Source organism: Microcoleus sp. Pol7_B2 (assembly GCF_036701035.1).
Lineage (GTDB): Bacteria > Cyanobacteriota > Cyanobacteriia > Cyanobacteriales > Microcoleaceae > Microcoleus.
Map to the genome: position 1 here is coordinate 39,777 of NZ_JAUBQB010000047.1, position 14,669 is coordinate 54,445.

At 44.9% G+C, this 14,669-nt stretch carries 12 protein-coding genes and 1 riboswitch; of the genes, 8 read left to right on the forward strand and 4 right to left on the reverse strand.

What is annotated here, in order from left to right; all coding sequences use genetic code 11:
- Positions 1-76: 76 nt before the first annotated feature.
- Positions 77-334 (forward strand): hypothetical protein, encoded by a 258-nt coding sequence (locus QUA57_RS17895; RefSeq protein WP_333062580.1) that lies wholly within the window; start codon positions 77-79, stop codon positions 332-334.
- Between the two features lie 591 nt (positions 335-925).
- Here the strand turns inward: QUA57_RS17895 and QUA57_RS17900 are convergent.
- Together QUA57_RS17900 and QUA57_RS17905 are read right to left on the reverse strand one after the other, a co-directional pair.
- Positions 926-3,061 carry an ATP-binding protein gene (locus QUA57_RS17900; RefSeq protein ID WP_333062581.1) on the reverse strand — a complete coding sequence of 712 codons (2,136 nt, stop codon included), beginning with the start codon at positions 3,059-3,061 and terminating at the stop codon, positions 926-928.
- A 147-nt stretch (positions 3,062-3,208) separates the two neighbouring features.
- On the reverse strand, positions 3,209-3,553 hold the full coding sequence (locus QUA57_RS17905; protein ID WP_333037105.1) for a slr1659 superfamily regulator: 345 nt from the start codon (positions 3,551-3,553) through the stop codon (positions 3,209-3,211).
- Positions 3,554-3,998: 445 nt separating this feature from the next.
- Between QUA57_RS17905 and cynS the strand changes: the two genes are divergently transcribed.
- The 3 genes from cynS (at position 3,999) to QUA57_RS17920 (ending at position 6,749) form a co-directional block, all read left to right on the forward strand.
- A complete protein-coding gene (cynS, locus tag QUA57_RS17910) occupies positions 3,999-4,442 on the forward strand; it encodes a cyanase (protein WP_333037104.1) in 444 nt (147 codons plus the stop codon).
- 227 nt (positions 4,443-4,669) lie between these two features.
- Positions 4,670-6,052, forward strand: a complete 1,383-nt coding sequence (clpX, locus tag QUA57_RS17915) for an ATP-dependent protease ATP-binding subunit ClpX (protein ID WP_190662461.1) — start codon at positions 4,670-4,672, stop codon at positions 6,050-6,052.
- Between the two features lie 55 nt (positions 6,053-6,107).
- Complete coding sequence (locus tag QUA57_RS17920; RefSeq protein ID WP_333062582.1) at positions 6,108-6,749, forward strand: type IV pilin-like G/H family protein; 642 nt, start codon at positions 6,108-6,110, stop codon at positions 6,747-6,749.
- Here QUA57_RS17920 and QUA57_RS17925 read toward each other — a convergent pair.
- Positions 6,733-8,010 (reverse strand): protein kinase domain-containing protein, encoded by a 1,278-nt coding sequence (locus QUA57_RS17925; RefSeq protein ID WP_333062584.1) that lies wholly within the window; start codon positions 8,008-8,010, stop codon positions 6,733-6,735. The genes QUA57_RS17920 and QUA57_RS17925 overlap by 17 nt on opposite strands.
- A 191-nt stretch (positions 8,011-8,201) precedes the next feature.
- Complete coding sequence (locus QUA57_RS17930) at positions 8,202-10,247, reverse strand: serine/threonine-protein kinase (protein ID WP_333062586.1); 2,046 nt, start codon at positions 10,245-10,247, stop codon at positions 8,202-8,204.
- A 134-nt stretch (positions 10,248-10,381) separates the two neighbouring features.
- Positions 10,382-10,528: riboswitch (cobalamin riboswitch) on the forward strand.
- 22 nt (positions 10,529-10,550) lie between these two features.
- Here QUA57_RS17930 and QUA57_RS17935 point away from each other — a divergent pair.
- From QUA57_RS17935 to QUA57_RS17950, 4 genes are all read left to right on the forward strand, one after another.
- Positions 10,551-10,961, forward strand: coding sequence for a DUF1636 domain-containing protein (locus tag QUA57_RS17935; protein WP_333062588.1), 411 nt, complete (start codon positions 10,551-10,553; stop codon positions 10,959-10,961).
- Positions 10,962-11,329: 368 nt separating this feature from the next.
- Positions 11,330-12,364, forward strand: coding sequence for a cobalamin biosynthesis protein CobW (gene cobW, locus QUA57_RS17940; protein ID WP_333062590.1), 1,035 nt, complete (start codon positions 11,330-11,332; stop codon positions 12,362-12,364).
- A gap of 182 nt (positions 12,365-12,546) precedes the next feature.
- On the forward strand, positions 12,547-13,518 hold the full coding sequence (locus tag QUA57_RS17945; protein ID WP_333062592.1) for a GTP-binding protein: 972 nt from the start codon (positions 12,547-12,549) through the stop codon (positions 13,516-13,518).
- Positions 13,506-14,555: a WD40 repeat domain-containing protein gene (locus QUA57_RS17950; protein WP_333062594.1), complete on the forward strand. Its 1,050-nt coding sequence runs from the start codon at positions 13,506-13,508 to the stop codon at positions 14,553-14,555. Before QUA57_RS17945 ends, QUA57_RS17950 begins: the two co-directional genes overlap by 13 nt.
- The last annotated feature ends 114 nt before the right edge of the window (positions 14,556-14,669 follow it).

The window sequence follows — 14,669 nt, forward strand, 5'->3', positions numbered from 1 at the left end:
CAGTATATCGCTTTTTGACAGTTTAAGCTATGGATAAGTTTGTTTTGTTTGGTTTGACGATCGTCGGGGACTAACCGTGGAAACTAGATTAGACCCCTGCGATATCTACCTGCTGACACTAACAGCAGATTTTTTGGCACGGTGTTTAAATGGAGGCAGGGAGAAAGAAAGGACTTTTTTCGACACCGAGACAGCAGGCGAAGCAGAAACGATCCTTTCTGCTTTACCTTCGTTTTCGCCTTCGGCTTCTGCTTTTAAACTAGAGTCTGTTTCGCAAGTGTTTGGAACACTTGTAACTACAGTAGTCCACCTGCCTGTAGCCGGATCGCGATAACAAGTAAAAGGGTTTATTTTTAGCGGTTGACTGCAAGGTTTAATCATGTAGATGCACTCCTTTGATTCTGAGAAATTGTGCATTGCTTTCAGCAGCAGTGCTATCTCGCCCGTAGAAGCAGTATGAAGGCAAAAAGCAGAATTGTGTTTCTGCGTCCAGAGACTTTAGAAACTTCCTGATTTCCTGTTAAATTTTGCCTTCTACTGCTTCGCGACCATAGCATTACTTTTACCAAATTGCCTTTCTGGAAGCAACCCCCCACCGCCTTAATTAGGTTGAGGTGGGACTTGTGAATGCAGCGAGGCCCCCTATCGTGCCTGCAGGACAATCTTGGAATAATATAGGTATTCTAGGCTGAAAAAAAAGGCTACTGTGTGATCGAAAACAGAGGTTGATCGCGATCGGTGTCACAATAAAAAAGGGAATGGGTAATTGGTAATGAGTAATTGGTAATGGGAGAATGGGTAATGGGGGAATTATTCCATCTTTTGCCATCCGTTAAATCCGTTAAATCCCCTACACAATTCCTGGCAAAACCCCCACCCATTAAATCCGTTACATCCCCTACATTGCTAGTTGCCCAATTTGCTTCTAACTAATATCAACTTTTGTCTTTAAATGAACAGTAAAAGTAGAGCCAACATCCAACACACTCTCAACAGTGATATCGCCGCCCATCATCTGGCAAAACAAGCGGCTAATGGCCAATCCTAAACCGGTGCCACCGTACTTGCGAGTAGTTGAAGCGTCCCCTTGAATAAAAGGTTGAAATAAACCCTGCTGCTGTTCTGCCGACATTCCAATCCCCGTATCAGATACCTGCAAATAAACCCAATCGCTGTCGCCGGCTGGTTCGCGAGTCGCGCTCAACAGCACCGTTCCACCTTCGGTAAACTTCAGGGCATTCGAGAGCAAATTGAACAGAATTTGCCGGACTTTAGTCAAATCTGCATACATCACTCCCAAATTTTCAGAGCAAGAAACTTGCAATTGATTGTGATTTTTTTCGACCAAAGGGTGCAAAGTTGCAACGACTTCTTCTATTAAATTACTAAGGTCAAATTTTTCTAAATAAAGCTCCATCCGACCAGCTTCTATCTTAGAAAGGTCGAGAATATCGTTAATTAAAGTCAGCAAGTGTTTGCCGGCGTTATAAATTTTTTGGGTATCGGGAATGATCTCTTCGAGTCCCGATTCTCGTGCTTCTTCTTGTAGCATTTCGCTGTAACCGATAATCGCGTTGAGCGGCGTCCGCAGCTCGTGGCTCATATTGGCTAAAAAAGTGCTTTTAGCTCTCGAAGCTGCTTCAGCTTTGTGTAAGGCTTCTTGCAAGGCTATTTCGGCTCTTTTGCGCTCGGCAATTTCGATGCGGAGCAGTTTATTGGCGGCGGTGAGTTGAGCGGTGCGCTGATCGACGGTCATTTCTAGCTGCGCTTTGGCTTTGGAGAGTGCTTCCTGAGCCCGCTGGCGCTCAAATCCTTCGATCGCCAGCGCTACCAAATTTGCCAAAGAATCAGCGAAGGTGCGTTCCTCCAGAGCCCACTGGCGGGGCGCGCCGATATGTTCGAGAGAGAGGATGCCCACGATCTGCCCACCGAGCCTAATTGCTACATTTAATATGGATGAATTGGGCTTGCTGGCATTTGGCAGCACAGCGGAATGTTCGGCTAGGGAAGATGAGTGGGACAAATTTGTTTGTAGAGAGTTTTGAGTCTTTGTCGTAGGTTCTAAACCATTGTCCGATCGCACATTTTCGCCCGGTGCGTCGCCTTCAACATCTAAAATTGATAAATTTAAATCGCTTGCCGATATGCACTCCCGGCTCAAATGATTCTCCTGGGTGCGATCGTACACGTCAAGACAAACTAATTTGAGGTTGGGCATTTTAAACTTAGAATGATTCACCCCCTCGTTTTGCTCTGGGGCAGCGGCCTCTGTATCGAGTGGCTCTGTTTGGTTCTGGGCGAGAACTCTCTCGGTAAAATTTAGCTGATCGCTGGGGTACCGAGTTCCAAATCTTCCATGGTTGTAAAGCCAGACGCTGACTTTTTCCACATCCAAAGTCCGGGCAGCAGCCTCGGTAATTTCCCGAATTCCCACATTCAGCGCACCGCTGTTGAGAGTCCTCTGCCTACCTAGCTGCAACAAAGCCAAACTCTGGCGGCGGAGACGCTTTTCGCTCTCTTGGAGGGTTTGTTCTGCTTCCTTGCGCTGGGTGAGGTCGTACAAGGCGCACAATGCCGTCTGCTGCCCGTTAAACACCAGCGACTGAACCGAGATCATCGCCCAGAAAGCGGTGCCGTCTGATTTTTTGCAGTGGATTTCGTAGTTTTGGAGGTATCCCTCTTTAGCAAGTGCCTCAAGTACCTTTGGGCGATCGGCGGGGTTGAAGTAAAAGTCTGGAGTGCTGCAGCCGATCAATTTTTCTAGGGGTATGTTCAGGAGAGAAGCCAATTGAGCGTTCGCATACATAATTAAGCCGTCACAGAGGCGAGAAACTAATATCGGCACGGGAGTTGCCGAGGCGATCGCCCGAAACTGCTCTTCGCTTGAACGCAGCGCCAATTGAGCTTTGCTCAGCAAGTGAGCTTCCATCGTATCTGAATGTTCGGTGGTAGTCTCCAGCAAAAGTTCTAGGTCAACCTTTTCGCGCTTCAAGTTTTCAAGTTCCGCACTCAGCCGCTGAACGTCGAAAAGTAGCTGTTCTGTCGATGGTTCTTCCTGCATAGCAATTGAAAATTGGTAATTTTTAGTCGGTTCTGAAGATTTTTATGGTTTTGTGCTAGTTTAACTATGACTTATTCCGATTAACTTCAGCCACCCTCATCCTGGTTCTCGCACTTAGCCGGGGATTCCTGTTTACCTTTTTCGTTATTATTCCAATTCTAAGTGCAAGGAAGGCATCAGCCGCTGCAAGTTTTTCAGGGATTTTATCTGCCAGGGGATCTGTTTAGAACCTTTGATGGCGATTTGAATATTTTTTTGCTGGCGCACTTTGATCACAAATTTTGAGAAAATATTAATTCCAGAACTATTTAAAAATTCTAGCTTTCGCAAGTCTAGAGTCACCGTGTTTGGGCAGGAGTCAGCCACTTCGTTGAGCAGATCGACGATGGGTGCGTATTCTTCCACCTGGCTGAGTCGGAACGAGCCACTACAGGTGACTGTTTGCGTAGCGCGATCGTACTGTATCGTGTAATCTTTGGTCTGAATCTCCATACTTTTGTCAATTGCCTGTTTTGAGTGGTAAAGGCGCTTTGGCTGCGTGAGCGAGGATTGAGCTTCAGGCTAGCACGATCAAAATTCAGCCGTTTGCCGAATGCCGAAGGCCTTTGCGTGTGTAACTTTTATTACATATACTGCCAACTGTACCATTGCCACAGGGCAGTTATGACTTATTTTAGGATTTATCGGTTGTGATACCAGTTGGAATAAAGAATGCAACTGTTGACTAGCTCTCAACCCTGGTAGTCATCAGTCATTGCCAATCTAACATCTCAAATCTCAAATCTCAAATTGTATGAGTTGCGGGGGTTAAGGAGACCAACTTTTGCTGAAGTTGCGAGCTATCAATTCGATTTTTTTCTCAACTTAGTATTGACAAAATTACCAAAATGTGAGACATATTTCACATCTGACACAGAAGTGAAGGGGAGAATATTTAATGGCAATTTCAGGAATTACAGAAAAGCTTTTGGCGGCTAAAAAAGCTAAGGGAATTAGTTTTGCAGATTTGGAAAAAGTTTTAGGGCGCGACGAAGTTTGGATTGCCGCGCTTATTTACCGTCAAGCTACCGCATCACAAGATGAAGCCGAGAAAATTGTCTCGGCTTTAGGACTAGATAGTGAGACGGCTGCGGTTCTCTGTGAACCTCCGTTAAAAGGTTCTTTGGAACCCTCGGTTCCGGTTGACCCCCTGATTTATCGTTTCTATGAAATTATGCAAGTTTACGGGATGCCACTCAAAGCAGTGATTCACGAAAAATTTGGTGACGGGATTATGAGCGCGATCGACTTTAGTTTGGATGTCGAGAAAGAAGCAGACCCAAAAGGCGATCGAGTGAAAATAATTATGTCGGGAAAATTTTTGGAATACAAAAAATGGTAAGCCCGCGCCACTTTATTTTCAAGTGAAAATGAAAAATTCAAATTTGCTCGAATGACTCGTGACTAATGACTAAAGCCTCAAAAGTGTTAACTTAGAAATAGAGATCGCGAAGCTTGACTGGCTTGGGTGTCCGATCGGGAAACCCTTCTAGGGCAAAGCTAAGGTCGCTCCCGCGGCAACTTCCCCAGTCGAAACAAGCAACCGCAACCGTAAATTAAGAGGCAAATATGTCAAAATATGACTCCCATCTCAGATGCTCCTTTTGCGGCAAGTCGCAAGAGTACGTCCGCAAGTTAATAGCTGGGCCCGGCGTCTACATTTGCGATGAATGCGTGGAACTGTGCAATGAAATTTTAGAGGAGGAGTTCTTTGACTCCAGTAAAACAATTGGTCAACAGATTCCCCAATCAGAGGTGCGAGAGTCTCAGGGACAAGGAACGCGGCGCCCGGGTCGATCGAATAAATCGAAAATTGTTTTAGCTCAAATTCCGAAACCAACAGAGATTAAGCAGCATTTAGACAACCACGTCATCGGCCAGCATTCAGCAAAAAAAGTCCTTTCTGTAGCAGTTTACAACCACTACAAGCGCTTGAGCGTTGACCAAGCTAAAGATAGCGACAAGTCTTCCCCTGACAGCGATGTAGAACTGCAAAAATCCAACATCCTGCTTGTGGGCCCCACAGGTTGTGGCAAAACTTTGTTAGCGCAAAGTTTGGCGCAAATGCTCGAAGTGCCGTTTGCGGTAGCGGACGCGACGACACTGACAGAAGCTGGATATGTCGGCGACGATGTAGAAAATATCTTGCTGCGGCTGTTGCAAATGTCGGATTTTGATGTCGAAGCGGCGCAGCGCGGCATTATTTATATTGATGAAATTGACAAGATTGCTCGCAAAAGCGAAAACACTTCGATCACTAGGGATGTATCGGGAGAAGGAGTGCAGCAAGCGCTACTAAAAATGTTGGAAGGAACAGTGGTTAACGTACCCCCGCAAGGCGGCCGCAAACATCCTTACCAAGATTTTATTCAAGTTGACACTAGCAAAATTCTATTTATTTGTGGCGGTGCTTTTGTCGGTTTGGAAAAAATAGTTGAACAGCGTTTGGGTAAAAAATCCTTGGGCTTTATTCAGCCAACAGAAAGCGACAGCAACTCGACTTTGCCGGCGAAAGACAAGCGGGCGGCTGATATTTTGCAGCAGGTACAGCCAGACGATTTAGTCAAGTTTGGTTTGATTCCTGAGTTTGTCGGGCGGATACCGGTGGTGACGGTGATTTCGCCGCTGGATGAAGCAGCTTTGATGCAGATATTGACTGAGCCCCGGAATGCGCTGGTGAAGCAGTATCAAAAGCTATTGAAGATGGACAGCGTGGAGTTGGAATTCCAGCCGGAAGCGCTGCGGGCGATCGCCCAGGAAGCCTATCGTCGCAAAACTGGCGCGAGAGCTCTCCGCAGCATTTTAGAGGAGTTAATGCTCGATGTGATGTACGAGTTACCTTCTCGCAAGGATGTGGCTCACTGTATGATTACTCCTGAAATGGTCGAGAAGCGATCGACTGCTGAATTGCTTTGGCATCCAGCATGGCGCAAACAGCACGAAACTGCATAATTTATAGTTTGTAGGGTGTGTGCAGCGCACCCTACAAGCTTGGCAAATTTACTTTATGACAGTTAAAAAAATGTCAGTCAATGTAGCTAAAGCCAGTAAAAAATCGAGATTGCCAGTATCCAGTTTGCTGCCGAGGATTGCAATTTACAGCGCGCTTGTGGCTGGCATCATGGCGTCAGGTTACGATTTCAAACTCAATACGATCGTCCTGCCCTCGTCCCCGTCAAGGGGTTATGAAGCCCTAAAATATATTTCATCCATCAATCATGGGCAGTCAGCTTACTATGAAGAATACGGTCAATTTAGCGATTCCATTGCAAAATTGGGTATTGGACTTAAAGAACAGACCAAAAAATATAATTACACGATCGTCTCATCAATGGGCCCGGTTCAAACTAGGCACAATCACCGCCAACCAGCACAATTTGAAAGCGCGATCGCGATCGCCAAACCTACTGATAGGAACCCCGGTAAATCCTACACGGGCGCAGTATTTGCTTACAAAAAAAAGGGTAGCAATCTAATAATAATTTTTGATGCTACATGCGAGAGCGATCGGGAGAACGCAAGTTATGCAGAAACTTGGAGTCCGCCAACTTTTGACGGCAAAAAAATTCACTGCCCGCCAGGAACAACGTTATCGCCGGTAACAGGTGGACTGCCACCCGTGTCCAACGAGGTTAAGGTAAGACCTTGAAACTCTTTTGCGTCACTACTTTTTGACCGTCTAAGTAAAATTGAAACTGCCAATTGCCAGGTTTGTCCTCTTTTTGAAAATGGTACCAGCACCAAGTATTTAATCGATCGTCCGTCGTTTTTAAATAAGATTGACTCTGGGCTGCGAATAGTCCTTGAGGGTTGACAACCTTACAAGAAGTTCTATATTTTCCTTCTGGCAAGTTAGCAGCACTTACAGCAAAATAGACTTTTTTCTTTTGCTTCAAAGACCAGAAATCTCGAGTTTTTGTCGATTCTAGTTCGTCAGTTAACATCACTTGAATCTGAGGATTTAACTTTACTGCGTTGATTACTGGTTTGAGATTGACTGCTGTTTGAGGTTCGGGAAATTTCCCGAACAAAGGAATAAAGATAGCAGCAATTGCTGTTAATAATCCGACTGATATCAGTGCGAGTTTTGACTTGTTACGCTGCTGAACTACCTCTAGAGGAATCAAAGCATTGAGGGCAGCATCCGCCGAAGGATAGCGGTGTTTGAAATTAGGTTCCACCATTTTTTGCAGCCAGTCAAGAAACTCTGGAGTTAGCTGCGGCAAGCGATCTTTAAAATTAATCCGCCCGGTATCGTCCATCAAACTGCCAACTTCGGTAGAATTGATGCCGATTAGCAAGCAAATTAGCGTCGCGCCGAGACTGTATAAATCCGATGCAACAGTTAGCTGCCGATTGAACATTTGTTCTGGCGGCATAAAGCCCAAAGTGCCTTTAACAACGCTGCTGGCGGCCACTTCTCCCCCGCCGATTCTAGCAAATCCGAAATCGACAAGGCTAACATTCATCCGGTCATTTACTAAGATATTTTCGGGTTTTAAATCTCTGTGGATGACTGGCGGAACCCGATTTTGCAGGTATTTGAGTATTTCTAAAACAGAGATAGCAATTTGCTTGATTTGTTCGGGCTTCCAGCGGTTAGAATTTGCCAAGGAAGGGGCATTTTTGTATTCTTGCACCATGCAGAAACCCGATGCAGTTGGGAAGGAATCTAAATAGCGGGGAATGCTAGGATAGTCGAGTTCTCGCAAAATCTGAATTTCTTGTCCGCAGGCTTGATATTGAGCCCAATTAGCGCCTGTTTGGGCAAATTGAAATTGTTTGACGGCGACGGAACGTTTGGTATTAATTTCGGTAGCGAGATAAGTAACTCTACCGCCAGCGCGATTGTGTCCGAGTTCGCGGGTTATTTGATAGCCGTAGTTGGAAAAGTCAGGAAAAGCATTCATAGGTAAATAGTTGATAGTTAGTAGTTGAGAGTTGTGATAGTTAATAGCGAGGTTTTTAAGAGTTGGATTTAAAGCGAACTCTCGAAACAATCCGTTAACAACAGGCAGGAATGCAGACTCTTAATGTTTGGTAAGGTTTTTAGTGAGGACTTCAGTCATTGAGGTTGAAAGTCCTTGCTGCGAACAATTTTTTACGGTTTAATTAAATTTTGTCGGCATTTGCGATAGTTGGCAAGCATTCTTTTTGGTTGAAAAACGAGCGAGTCAATTAACGGAATTCCCGTGACGGCTAGAGATGTTATTATCGTTCCTCCTACAACTAATATTTCTCTGGGTTCAACCCCGGCTAAGTGAGATTTTAACTTTAAAAAGTTTATAAATGCTACTGACAAACTCATACAAAATCCGGCAGTAAGAAAAGCTCTTTTGGTAGCATCTACTTCAAGAATTTGTCTGGCTATCTGCTGGTCAATCAGCTTATTAAATACCGAAGTGACTATCTTGTAAATCAGGGATGCCAGCGCTAAAATCAAGACGACGCTAAAGCTATTAGCATACAAGGAAAATGATAAAAGCAGCATAATAACTGCTACTATCGTAACATTTTTGATCGTAACATTCGTAATCCTTTCTCCTAGTATTAAGGCTCCAAGTAAAGTGACTGCGAGCGAAACCAGCACTGACCCAGCATACACAAAACCCATTAATTTATAATCGATCGTACCCTTCGCGACATCAAAAACAATACTGGTTAATATGCTGCTAATAACATGATAAAATATCAATCCTATTAACCCTCCACATAAAGCTAGAAACCAATTAAAATCATATTTGTTTGATTGGGCTGTAATAGCGATTTCGGCGACTAAAAATCCCAAGAAGCCACTCGTAAGACTGATGGGAAGCATGATAGTAGTAGTCCCCGAATACAAAAAGATGTCAACCTGCGGATCGACGACGAAACCATAATCAATCCAGTCAACTATCAAAACTGTTAACAGCAAACAGCACATAAAACTTGCTAATATCAAACAGAACATAAAAATCAGCCTGAATACCGACAAAAAATTAGTTTTTTGCGGTACGGGCAGCGGGGCTGTTGTAGCTTGCAATTCTATTGTATGAGTTTCGGGTTCAGAATTTGCGCGCAAGATGATTTGGCGGTTGTAAGTTTGATTTTCCAGCAATTTGCTCGTATCGACTGCGATTTTGCACTCGATATTATTGCTTTCAAATGCCTGCGGTTCAAAGGAGATCCAAGAGTGGTCGTAGGGCGTATGGGGCGGATCGTTCGGATGCGGCGCGACTTCCCACCGGCCACAAAGTATTGTATCGGGAATTGGGTTGCTAATGTCAATCGTCCCTGTTAAGATTTCTCCATATTCAGTAGCTGTGAATTGAATGCGATCGCGCCTAATTATCACTTTCGGCAAGCTGCGGACATCCAAAGATTCTAGTGCAGTTAAAGCATCAGCCGCCGACTGATATCTATCTTGAATTCTCGGCGCTACCATCCTTTCCAGCCAATTCATCCAACCCTGCTGCAACGGCGGTACTAAATGCCGAAAATGAATGCCATAATTAGCATCAATTAAATTACCGACATCCGCAGATTTTGTCCCAGTTAACCAACAAATGAGCGTTATCCCCAAGCCGTAAAGATCCGAGGCTTTGGTTAATTCTCGGTTGAACATTTGCTCCGGTGGCATAAATCCCATCGTACCTTTGACAACGCTGCTGGCGGCGATATTTCCACCTCCTAGCCGCGCAAAACCGAAGTCTACTAAATAAACATTGAGTTCGTCATCTATTAACAAGTTTTCCGGTTTGATGTCGCGGTGAATTATCGGCTGTTTCTGAGCTTGCAAGTAAACTAAAATCTCTAAAGTGGCGATCGCAATTTGTTTAATATCCGGCGGCGAAAAAGTCCGGGCGACAGCAGATTCGGCATTTTTGTATTCCTGCACCATGCAGAAACCGCTGTCAGTCTGGAAAGAATCGAGATAGCGCGGAATGCCAGGAAGATCCAGATTTTGCAAAACTTTAATTTCTTGTTCGTAAGCTTCGTATTCTGCCCAGCTAGCACCTAATTGGGCAAATTGAAATTGCTTAATTACAACGGATTGTTTTGTATTAATTTTTGTGGCGAGATAGGTGACGCGACCGCCCAAACTGTTGTATCCGAGTTCGCGACTTATTTGATAGCCATGTTGGGAAAAGTCAGGAAAAGCGTTCATAGGTAATTACTATGGTTGGTAGTAAGGACTTTAGTCCTGAAGCCGTTATCTTATAAGGACTAAAGTCCTTACTAAGAACGAAACGATCGCTCCTACAAACATAACTTTTTTGAAAAAAGGCGGCAAGTGTGATAGGATTTGATTTCGCGATCGGTTCTAGCGGGGAGCAGTCGCTAGAGGAAACGGGGAAAGTTCGGTGCAAGTCCGGCGCTGTCCCGCAACTGTAATGAAACCGTTGTGGTTTCTAAAGTCAGAATGCCCGCCGATATCTAACTCACTTTTGAACGCATCTGCGAGGTACGGATGATGGATGGAATTAATGCGACTGTACGCACAAAGCACAGTCTATTTGTTTGCACTGCTTGCGCTAGTGTTTGGAAAAACGGCAAGCGCGAAGGCAAAAGCGGCGGCCAACAATTCATGGAAAATTTGTCGCAACTCGCTAAAAATTGGGAGTTTTCTGATAAGTTTGAGATTCAAGAGGTTGAGTGCATGAGTGCTTGCAGTCACTCTTGTGCGGTGTCTTTTGCTGCGGTAGGAAAGTACACTTATCTGTTTGGCGATTTACCAGCAAATGAGTCGGAAAGCGTCGAGGCTGTACTCGAATGCGCGGGTCAATACTATGCTAAACCCGACGGTTTGTTGCCTTGGTCTGAGCGTCCTCAAGCTCTGAAAAAAGGCGTTTTAGCGAAGATTCCACCGCTTCCTAATTAGAGTTTTTCTTGTTTTTAGGATCGGCCCCTTGGTGACAACTTAACGTTCAACCCACCGTCTCTCTTGTTTTTATCGAAATCTAGATACCCCCTAACCCCCCTTAATAAGGGGGGGACCAGAAATATTCTCAAAGTCCCCCTTATTAAGGGGGATTTAGGGGGATCTAGACTTGGCCGAAAAGCGACTTTTATTGTAGGCTTCAGTCTTAAGTTGTCACCTACTATCTCTGCCTGGTAACACATACCTAGAGGCTGTGCCTCCTATTAAAACCGATCTTTTATTCCAGCGAGGGAGAGCCTCTAGATCGGTATTCCCAGGCAGAGCCTGGGAACTAGATATCCCATTACCAAATCAGCACAAAATTATCAATGCACAAAATTCCTGTTACTGTCATCACTGGTTTTCTCGGCAGCGGCAAAACTACCTTAATTCGCCACTTATTGCAAAATAATCAAGGTCGCCGCATTGCTGTTCTGGTCAACGAATTTGGCGAAATTGGAATTGACGGAGAACTGCTGCGCGATTGTCAAGTTTGCGACGAAGAAGAAAATGTCAGCAGCAATATTGTAGAACTAACAAATGGTTGTCTTTGCTGCACTGTTCAGGAGGAATTCTTGCCGACTATGCAGGAATTGTTGAAGCGTAGAGAACAAATTGATTGTATTGTAATAGAGACTTCTGGCCTCGCACTTCCTAAACCTTTAATTCAAGCTTTTCGCTGGCCGGAAATTCGCACGGGTGCTACTGTAGACGGTGTTGTTGCTGTTGTCGATTGCGAAGCTATTGCTAGCGGTACTTTTGTCGGTGATATTGATGCTTTGATGGCACAGCGACAGGCTGATGATAGTTTGGATCACGAAACTCCGATCGAGGAATTGTTTGAAGACCAGTTAGCCTGTGCCGATATGGTACTTTTAACGAAGGTCGATCGCGTAGATGCGGAAACTCACAAGAAAGTCCAAAGCTGGTTGCAGCAAGAGTTGCGTCCGAGTGTGAAAATTGTGCCCTGCAAAGGTGGCGAAATTAACCCTGATGTGCTTATGGGATTTAATGCGGCGGTTGAGGATGATTTGGAGTCTCGCCCCAGTCACCACGATGCTGAGGAGGAACACGAACACGATGATGATATTAACTCGACTTACTTTATTGCCGATCGCGAATTTGAACCTGAAGCTTTGGTGAAAAAACTGCAATCCTTGATGCAGCAGGAGGAAATCTATCGGATTAAAGGGTTTGTGGCGGTTCCCAAGAAACCGATGAGGATGGTGTTGCAAGGTGTGGGTTCGCGGATAGAATATTTTTACGATCGCCCTTGGCAACCTTCTGAACTCCGCCAAACCAAATTAGTGCTGATCGGTCGAGAGTTAGAGCGCGATCGAATTGCAGCTATGATTAACAATTAATTGTCATCTGAGAGGGGCGGGTTTATCGATATTTTGAATTGCAGCAAATATTATTGGTAAAACTTGCCCCGACAAGCTCTGACAAACAATTTATTAACATTATTTAATATTGTGGGCGCTGCCAGCAGGTCTGGTGTACAATAGCGATAATGGTTATCATTGTACAATAATCGAGGTCAAGTATGGTGACTGCTGGGGCGATCGAATCAGTTCCTGTTACCGTTCTCACAGGCTATTTAGGTGCAGGCAAAACTACGCTGCTCAACCGCATTTTAACACAGGAACACGGCAAAAAAGTTGCAGTCATCGTCAACGAATTTGGCGAAGTAGGCATCGACAACCAACTCATAATTGATGCCGATGAAGAAATTTTTGAGATGAACAACGGCTGCATTTGCTGTACAGTCCGAGGCGATTTAATTCGGATTATCGGCAACTTAATGAAGCGGCGAGACAAATTCGACCACATAGTCATTGAAACCACAGGTTTAGCCGACCCAGCACCCGTAATTCAAACCTTTTTTGTAGACGAAGATATGCGGGAAAAATTAGTGCTAGATGCAGTTGTCACCGTAGTCGATGCCAAACACATCTGGCAGCACTGGGACGCAGACGAAGCTCAAGAACAAATTGCCTTTGCTGATGTAGTTTTGCTCAACAAAACTGATTTAGTTACAGAGGAAGAATTAGCAAAATTAGAAAAGCGAATTCGCGCCATGAATGCAATGGCTAAAATTCACCCTACCCGCAACGCTGAATTAGAAATGGATGCTTTGTTGGGCATCAAAGCATTTGATTTGAACCGGGCCTTAGAAATCGAACCAGACTTTTTGGGCGAACACACTCACGAACACGACGAAACTGTTACTTCCGTCGCAATAGTAGAATCTGGCGCTATTGACCGCAACAAATTCAGCGATTGGATGGAGGAATTGTTGCGAACTCAAGGCCCGAATATCTTTCGGACAAAAGGAATTTTGAATGTTGCCGCAGACAACAAGCGATTTGTTTTCCAAGGAGTACACATGGTGTTTGATGGCCGACCGGATAGACCTTGGAAAGCCACCGAAACTCCGAAAAATGAACTCGTATTCATCGGCCGCAACTTAAACGAAAATCAATTGCGAGAGGATTTCCGTCGGTGTCTAGTTTAAAAAGTAGCGAACAAACCCTGAAATTTCACGCCGCAGCCATGCTGTCTGACTACGTAACTGCTGTTACTTGGTCGCGGGATGGCACAACTTTAGGAGTCTGTTCTGCGGCAGGCGAAGTGATGCTGGCGAAAGTAGGGGCAGTTAATGAATTGTCATTGCAAACGCTACAAACTGCCACGGGTAAATCAGCCGATTGCTTGTCTTTTTCCCGCGACAGCCAATTCCTAGCTGCTGGCGGACAAGATGGAAAAGTGCGAATTTGGCGCGTTAATTCTGGGGAATTAATTGCTGATTTGGATAACCAGCGCGTTTGGGTTGATAAGTTAGCTTGGAGTCCCAACTGCAACCAGTTAGCTTTCAGTATGGGTCGCTACGTTCAAGTATGGAATGTTGAGGATAATGTTGTGGAAGTAACGCTGAATTTCGAGTCATCATCTATACTCGATTTAGCATGGCATCCGATGGTTCAATATCTGGCAGTTAGCGGCTATAAAGGCGTCAAAGTTTGGCATGGCGAAGACTGGGACGAAGACCCGGAAATTTTATCAGTACCCTCCGCAACAGGTGCAGTTTCTTGGTCGCCACAAGGGGAATATTTAGCTTGCGGCAATATGGACAATACTCTAATTGTTAATGAATGGGGCAATTTTGAACCGTGGGTAATGCAGGGTTTTCCGGGGAAGGTTCGGCAGTTAGCTTGGTCGGATAAAACTAATTCTTTGGGTGCGCCTTTGTTAGCTGCTGCGAGTTCTGAAGGTATTTCAGTGTGGGAAAAACACGCTGATGAAAGTATCGGTTGGGATTCTTGGGGGTTAGAACTGCATGAAAAAGTGGTAAATGCGATCGCGTTTCAACCTAACACATTTTTATTAGCTTCCGCAGCCGCAGACGGTCAAGTTTGTTTGTGGTCTGAAGCAGCACAATTGCTGCAAATTCTAGAAGGTGCAGAAGGGGGTTTTTCCTGTTTGGCATGGCATCCCGAAGGCCAGTTTCTGGTCGCTGGTGGCTGTGGAGGCGAATTGCTGGTTTGGTCATAAATCTATGGGCGGCAAAGAGTTCGGGCTGAGCAAGCTGTTATAGTCATTTCAAATAAGTATGAGACACTCTTTCTGCACAATAAGCACGAATAACTTCATCAAGAGATGTGCCAG

Coding starts and splice junctions, on each gene's coding strand:
- QUA57_RS17900 (WP_333062581.1), bottom strand. CDS start 3,061: ATGCAGGAAGAACCATCGACAGAACAGCTACTTTTCGACGTTCAGCGG.
- QUA57_RS17905 (WP_333037105.1), bottom strand. CDS start 3,553: ATGGAGATTCAGACCAAAGATTACACGATACAGTACGATCGCGCTACG.
- cynS (WP_333037104.1), top strand. CDS start 3,999: ATGGCAATTTCAGGAATTACAGAAAAGCTTTTGGCGGCTAAAAAAGCT.
- clpX (WP_190662461.1), top strand. CDS start 4,670: ATGTCAAAATATGACTCCCATCTCAGATGCTCCTTTTGCGGCAAGTCG.
- QUA57_RS17920 (WP_333062582.1), top strand. CDS start 6,108: ATGACAGTTAAAAAAATGTCAGTCAATGTAGCTAAAGCCAGTAAAAAA.
- QUA57_RS17925 (WP_333062584.1), bottom strand. CDS start 8,010: ATGAATGCTTTTCCTGACTTTTCCAACTACGGCTATCAAATAACCCGC.
- QUA57_RS17930 (WP_333062586.1), bottom strand. CDS start 10,247: ATGAACGCTTTTCCTGACTTTTCCCAACATGGCTATCAAATAAGTCGC.
- QUA57_RS17935 (WP_333062588.1), top strand. CDS start 10,551: ATGATGGATGGAATTAATGCGACTGTACGCACAAAGCACAGTCTATTT.
- cobW (WP_333062590.1), top strand. CDS start 11,330: ATGCACAAAATTCCTGTTACTGTCATCACTGGTTTTCTCGGCAGCGGC.
- QUA57_RS17945 (WP_333062592.1), top strand. CDS start 12,547: ATGGTGACTGCTGGGGCGATCGAATCAGTTCCTGTTACCGTTCTCACA.